Origin of the sequence: Streptomyces sp. FH025, from assembly GCF_017427025.1 — a bacterium.
In the GTDB taxonomy this organism is placed as follows: domain Bacteria; phylum Actinomycetota; class Actinomycetes; order Streptomycetales; family Streptomycetaceae; genus Kitasatospora.
In genome coordinates, this window is the sequence record NZ_JAFLNG010000466.1 from 1 (window position 1) to 6195 (window position 6195).

The 6195-nt window shown below is 72.8% G+C and carries 6 protein-coding genes; 3 read left to right on the plus strand and 3 right to left on the minus strand.

Features of this window, described 5'->3' with window-relative positions; genetic code table 11:
- On the minus strand, nucleotides 1-733 hold a 733-nt coding region (locus J0670_RS26875; RefSeq protein ID WP_243437573.1), incomplete at its 3' end, for an alpha-amylase family glycosyl hydrolase.
- A gap of 73 nt (nucleotides 734-806) precedes the next feature.
- Nucleotides 807-2930 (minus strand): glycogen debranching protein GlgX, encoded by a 2124-nt coding sequence (glgX, locus tag J0670_RS26880; RefSeq protein ID WP_207814262.1) that lies wholly within the window; start codon nucleotides 2928-2930, stop codon nucleotides 807-809.
- Between the two features lie 391 nt (nucleotides 2931-3321).
- On the opposite strand from glgX, the gene J0670_RS26885 reads away from it, so the two are divergent.
- Nucleotides 3322-4596: an SAV2148 family HEPN domain-containing protein gene (locus tag J0670_RS26885; protein WP_374223174.1), complete on the plus strand. Its 1275-nt coding sequence runs from the start codon at nucleotides 3322-3324 to the stop codon at nucleotides 4594-4596.
- A gap of 46 nt (nucleotides 4597-4642) precedes the next feature.
- Complete coding sequence (locus tag J0670_RS26890) at nucleotides 4643-5170, plus strand: GNAT family N-acetyltransferase (RefSeq protein WP_307806709.1); 528 nt, start codon at nucleotides 4643-4645, stop codon at nucleotides 5168-5170.
- On the opposite strand, the gene J0670_RS26895 is transcribed toward J0670_RS26890, so the two are convergent.
- Nucleotides 5143-5370 carry a hypothetical protein gene (locus J0670_RS26895; protein ID WP_207814263.1) on the minus strand — a complete coding sequence of 76 codons (228 nt, stop codon included), beginning with the start codon at nucleotides 5368-5370 and terminating at the stop codon, nucleotides 5143-5145. The genes J0670_RS26890 and J0670_RS26895 overlap by 28 nt on opposite strands.
- 136 nt (nucleotides 5371-5506) lie before the next feature.
- On the opposite strand from J0670_RS26895, the gene J0670_RS26900 reads away from it, so the two are divergent.
- The coding region (locus J0670_RS26900; RefSeq protein ID WP_207814264.1) for an exonuclease domain-containing protein at nucleotides 5507-6195 on the plus strand (689 nt) is incomplete at its 3' end.

The window sequence follows — 6195 nt, forward strand, 5'->3', positions numbered from 1 at the left end:
GCAGTACCGCGTGGGTCTCGGCGAACACCTCGGGCTCCTCGACCCGCACGGCGATCAGCTCGTTGACGGTGAAGAAGCGCCGGTAGTTGAGCTCGGTGCGGGCCAGCCGCCACCAGGCGAGCCGGTACCACTGGCGGGCGAGCAGTTCGTCGAGCGGGAGTGCGGAGGTGCCGGGCCGCAGCGGCAGCTCGTGCCGTTCGTAGCGCAGCACCTCGCCGTCCACCTCCAGCCGGTCCAGGACGGCGCCGAGGCGCTCGCCCAGCAGCGGCAGCAGCACCCGGCCGCGCCCGGGGGCGTCGACGGGGCCCGGCTGGGCCGTCCAGTCGATGTCGAACCAGCGGGCGTACGGCGAGTCGGGGCCGTCGCGCAGCACCTGCCACAGCGGCCGGTTGAGCCGCTCGGGGACGGGCACGGCCATGTGGTTGGGCACCACGTCGGCGATCAGCCGCAGCCCGTGCCGGTGCGCTTCGGCGGCGAGCTCGCGCAGGGCGCTCTCGCCGCCGAGCTGTTCGCTGATCCGGGTGTGGTCGACGGTGTCGTAGCCGTGGGTGGAGCCGGGGGCGGCCTCCAGCAGCGGGGACAGGTGCAGGTGGGAGACGCCGAGGGCGGCCAGGTAGGGGACGGCGGCGGTGGCGTCGCGCAGGGTGAAGGCGGGCTGGAGCTGGAGGCGGTACGAGGAGGAGGGGACGGTGGCGGCCGGGCGGGGCTGCGCGGGCTCGGCGGCGGAGGTCATGTGTCCATAGGTACCCGGCCGGGCCCGCCGCCAAGACCCGCTGCTGACCCGAACAGGTGACCGGTGCGGCCACTCAGGCGGGCCGTTGCAGGACCATCAGCGAGCGGTCGGTGAGCCACAGCGCGTCCCCGGCCTTGACCCGCGCCCCGGTGCCGGGGGCGGGCAGCCGGGGCTGCGCGGTGTCGACCACGACCTGCCACTCCCGGCCGTGGCCGGCGGGCACGGTGAACTCCAGCGGCTCGAAGTGCGCGTTGAACATCAGCAGGAAGGAGTCGTCGACGATCCGCCCGCCGCGCCGGTCCGGCTCGGAGATGGCGTAGCCGTTCAGGAAGACGGTCAGCGACTTGGCGTAGTTGGCGCCCCAGTTGCGCTTGGTCATCCCGTCCCCGGCCGGGGTGAACCAGGCGATGTCGGTGAGGTCGTCGTACCCGCCGGAGGCGGACACCGGCCGCCCGTGGAAGAAGCGCCGCCGCCGGAACACCGGGTGGTCGCGGCGCAGCCAGATCATCCCCTGGGTGAACTCCAGCAGCCGCGCCTGCGGCCCCTCGCCCTCGGGCCAGTGCACCCAGGTGAGCTCGTTGTCCTGGCAGTAGGCGTTGTTGTTGCCCCGCTGGGTGCGGCCGAGCTCGTCGCCGTGGGAGAGCATCGGCACGCCCTGGGAGAGCATCAGGGTGGCGATGAAGTTGCGCTGCTGGCGCGCCCGGAGCTCCTCGACGGCCGGGTCGGCGCTCGGGCCCTCGACGCCGCAGTTCCAGGAGCGGTTGAAGGACTCGCCGTCCCGGTTGTCCTCGCCGTTGGCCTGGTTGTGCTTCTCGTTGTACGAGACGAGGTCGCGCAGGGTGAAACCGTCGTGGCAGGTCACGAAGTTGATGGAGGCGATCGGGCGGCGGCCGTCGTCCTGGTAGAGGTCGGAGGAGCCGGTGAGCCGGGAGCCGAAGTCGGCGAGCGCGGCGGTCTCGCCGCGCCACAGGTCGCGCACGGTGTCCCGGTACATGCCGTTCCACTCCGTCCACAGCGGCGGGAAGTTGCCGACCTGGTAGCCGCCCTCGCCGAGGTCCCAGGGTTCGGCGATCAGCTTGGCCTGGGAGACCACCGGGTCCTGGTGGACGAGGTCGAAGAAGGAGGAGAGCCGGTCCACCTCGTGGAACTGCCGGGCGAGGGTGGCGGCGAGGTCGAAGCGGAAGCCGTCCACGTGCATCTCGGTGACCCAGTAGCGCAGCGAGTCCATGATCAGCTGGAGCACGTGCGGGCTGCGCATCAGCAGGCTGTTGCCGGTGCCGGTGGTGTCCTCGTAGAAGCGCCGGTCCTTGGCGAGGCGGTAGTAGGAGACGTTGTCCAGGCCGCGCAGCGAGAGGGTGGGCCCCAGGTGGTTGCCCTCGGCGGTGTGGTTGTAGACGACGTCCAGGATCACCTCGATCCCGGCCGCGTGCAGCGCCTTGACCATGGACTTGAACTCCTGCACCTGGTGGCCGCGGTCGCCGGTGGAGGAGTAGGAGGAGTGCGGGGCGAAGAAGCCGATGGTGTTGTAGCCCCAGTAGTTGGACAGGCCGAGGTCGCGCAGCCGGTGGTCGCGGACGAACTGGTGCACCGGCATCAGCTCGATCGCGGTGATGCCGAGCTTGGCCAGGTGCTCGATCACCGCGGGGTGGGCGAGGCCCGCGTAGGTGCCGCGGATCTCCTCGGGGATGCCCGGGTGGAGCCGGGTGAGGCCCTTGACGTGGGCCTCGTAGATGACGGTGCGGTGGTAGTCGGTGCGCGGCGGGTGGTCGGTGCCCCAGTCGAAGTAGGGGTTGATCACCACCGAGTGCATGGTGTGCGGGGCGGAGTCGAGGTCGTTGCGGCGCTCCGGGGCGCCGAAGTGGTAGCCGTAGACCGACTCGTCCCAGTCGATGTGCCCGCTCATCGCCTTGGCGTACGGGTCCAGGAGCAGCTTGGCGCTGTTGTGCCGTTGGCCCAGGCCCGGGTTGTACGGGCCGTGCACGCGGAAGCCGTAGCGCTGGCCGGGCTGGACGCCGGGGAGGTAGGCGTGCCGGACGAAGGCGTCCGTCTCGCGCAGCTCGACGGCGGTCTCCGAGCCGTCCTCGCCGACCAGGCACAGTTCGATCCGGTCGGCGCTCTCCGAGAACACCGCGAAGTTGGTGCCGGCTCCGTCGTAGGTGGCGCCGAGGGGGTAGGGCGTACCGGGCCAGACCTGCATGAGTTCTCAACTCCCTTGACGGAGACGGAAACTGACATCTGGTCCGACAAGCTGCCCGGACCCGGACGCGGTCTTCCCGGCCGGGCGGCCGGGCATGTGCGACGCCCGCGCGCCGTGACGCACGGCACAGCCCGCAATACTCCCCGAGCCCTTCCCCGACAGCCGGGACATACCACCGGGGTTCGCCCGAACGGGTGTCCAGCGGCCATTCATGTGAAAAGTGGGGTCAATGGTGCGCCCGTGGCTCCGGAGGCACCCGGCATCCGGCTGCGAGAGCCTCGCGGCGGGCAGTACCCTTGATCGTCCCGCCGCCCCGGCCGACAGTCAGCGGCACGTCGACGATCCGTCAACCGGCCCGGGGCGGAACGAGAGCAACCAGATGAGGTGGCGCATGGTGTTCCCCGCCGGCGGCCGAGCCCCCGGGCCCGACGGCCCCGACCGGGGCGGCGCCCGCAGCGAGGCGCCCACGGTGGTCATGCGCCCCACCCTGACCGGCCGCGCGCTGGTGCCCGCCCAGGGCGGCCCGGTCGAGGTCCCCGCCCTCGCCTGGTCGGCCGGCGAATGGGAGGACGCCTACCAGCGGGTCCGGCTGTCCGGCCGCGCCTACGTCTGGCTCAACCTGGTCGAACAGCGGCTGCGTTCCCTCGTCGACGAGGTGCTGCACCCCATCTACGCCCCCACCCACGGCGAGGACTGGGTCACCGCCGCCGCCGGGCCCGCCGGCGAGGAATGGGCCCACCGGGCCGGCGCCGTCCGCGAGATCAGCCGCCGCAAGGGCTACCTGCTCGACCCCGCCGACGACGACCCGTTGGTCTTCCTCACCCTGCCCCAGCTGCGCGAACTCATGGTCCAGCACTGGCCCTGCTTCGAGCCCTACCTCGCCGACCGGCGCGAGATCGAACTCGCCCTGGACGAGCTGGAGGTGGCCCGGCACGTGGTCTCCCGCAACCGCGTCCTCACCCAGACCGTCCTGGCCCAGACCGAACGCGCCGCCGCCCGGCTGCTCGCCGTCCTCGACGGCGGCGCCGGCGGGGTGCCCGCCGACGTCGTCGAGTCCCTGGTCGCCGGCCGGTACGCCGACGTCGTCGCGGTCCACGCCGACCGGGTCCGGCTCCAGCGCGACCTGCCGGTCGAGGACCTGCTCGACGGCGCCCGCCGCCTGGACGCGCTCGGCATCGGCCTCGGCATGCTCTGCCAGAACTACACCGGCAAGCGCCTGGTGCGCCTCGCCGGCGAGGGCTGCCGGGTCCGGCTGCTCTTCCTCAACCCGGCCAGCAGCGCGGTACGCCGCCGCGAACGCGAACTCGGCATCGGGCGCGGCGAGTTGTCCCGCTCCATCGAGATGAACATCATGCACGTGCGCCGGGTGCGGGCCCGGCTGCACGACCAGGCCGGCTTCGAGATCCGCGTCTTCGACGAGACCCCGCGCTTCACCGCCTACCTGGTCGAGGGCCCCCGCACGGCCGGCCAGGCCGGCGGCCGCCGCCAGAGCCGCGACCTCGGCGTCGTCCAGCCCTACCTGCGCCGCTCCCGCGGCATGGAGTCCCCCGCACTGATCCTGCGCGGCGGAGCCGGCCAACAGCCCGGCGGCACCGAACCCGGACTGCTGGAGGTCTACCGCGAGGAGTTCCAGGGCGTCTGGGCGGACTCCCGGCCCGTATCCTGAGAAAATCCCTGGTCGGGGCGCTCCCGCCGGTGGAACACTGCGCGCCGTGAACAGCCACCCCGCCTGGACCCTGGAACCCGCCGGCCCCGAGGACGTCGAACCCATCGCCGACCTCAAGGCCCAGGTCATGCGCGCCGACCTCGAACGCCTCGGCCGCTGGGACCCGGACCGCTCCCGACGGCGCGTGCGGGCCTCCTTCTCCACCCGGCACACGTCCGTCCTGCGGGTCGACGGGGCCTTCGCGGGCTCCGTCACCATCCGCCCCGACGAACACGGCGGCCGCCACCTGGAGATGTTCTACCTGGCCCCGGACCTCCAGGGCCGGGGCCTCGGCACCGCCGTCCTGCGCCACCTCCTCGCCGAGGCCGACGCCGCCGGCGAGCAGGTGCGGCTCGTCGTCCTCCGGGGCAGCGCCGCCCAACGGCTCTACGCCCGGCACGGTTTCACCGTCGTCCACCAGGACCCGATCGACGTCTCGATGCTCCGCGAGCCCGCCGGGCCCGCCGTCCTGACGCTCGGCGAGCACGCCCGTGCCCAGCGGACAGGTCACTCGTGCTCTTCCTGGTCGTCGTAGGAACGCGCTCCGAATTCCACCCCTTCGAAGGGCGTCGTCAGGAGGAAATCCAGGAAGCCGTCCGTCCCCAGCGTCGCCCAGCGGTGCAGCACCTGCGGCAGCGCGTCGATGTCGGTGTCGGCGAGTTCGGCGTCGAAGTGCCGGACCTGGTCCCCAGGCAGCGATCCGCGGATCTCTCCGATGGTCCGCAGCGTGCTCATGGGCGGCTCCTTCGTCGGGTCCGAGGAACAGCCTAGGGCCGTCGGGGCCCGGACCGGCGGCCCCGTCGGCCGGGTTGTCGGTGGGGCGGGTGATGATAGGGGCTGATTCGCACAGTCGGACGGAAGGACACACCTGATGAGCTGGTGGCAGCAGCCACTGGTCGGCTTCGACCTGGAGACCACGGGCACCGACCCGGCCGTGGACCGCATCGTCACGGCCGCGCTCGTGGACACCGTCGGGGCCGCCCGGGTGGAGGCCGCGCACTGGCTGCTCGACCCCGGGGTGCCGATTCCCGCGGAGGCGGAGGCGATCCACGGGATCGGGGACGAGGTGGCGCGCAGCAAGGGGCGGCCGGCCGCGGAGGCGGTCGAGGAGATAGCCGCCGCGCTGTGCGAGCGGATGGCGGCCGGGCGGCCGGTGGTGGCGTTCAACGCGCCGTTCGACCTGTCGCTGCTGGACGCCGAACTGCGCCGGTACGGGCTGGCGACGCTCGCCGAGCGCCTCGGCCGTCCGGTCGGGCCGGTGCTGGACGCGCTGGTCATCGACCGGGCCGTGGACAAGTACCGCAAGGGCTCCCGCACCCTCCAGCGGGTCTGCGAGGTGTACGGGGTGGAGCTGACCGACGCGCACGAGGCCGGCAGCGACGCGCTGGCCGCCGTACGGGTCGCCGTCGCCCTGGCCGGGCGCTACCCCGCCGAGGTGGGGCAGGTCGCTCCGGCCGAACTGCACCGGCGCCAGGTCGACTGGTACCGCCAGTGGGCCGAGGGCCTCCAGGCCTGGCTGCGCCGCGGCAAGGACCCGCAGGCCGTGGTCGACCCGCGCTG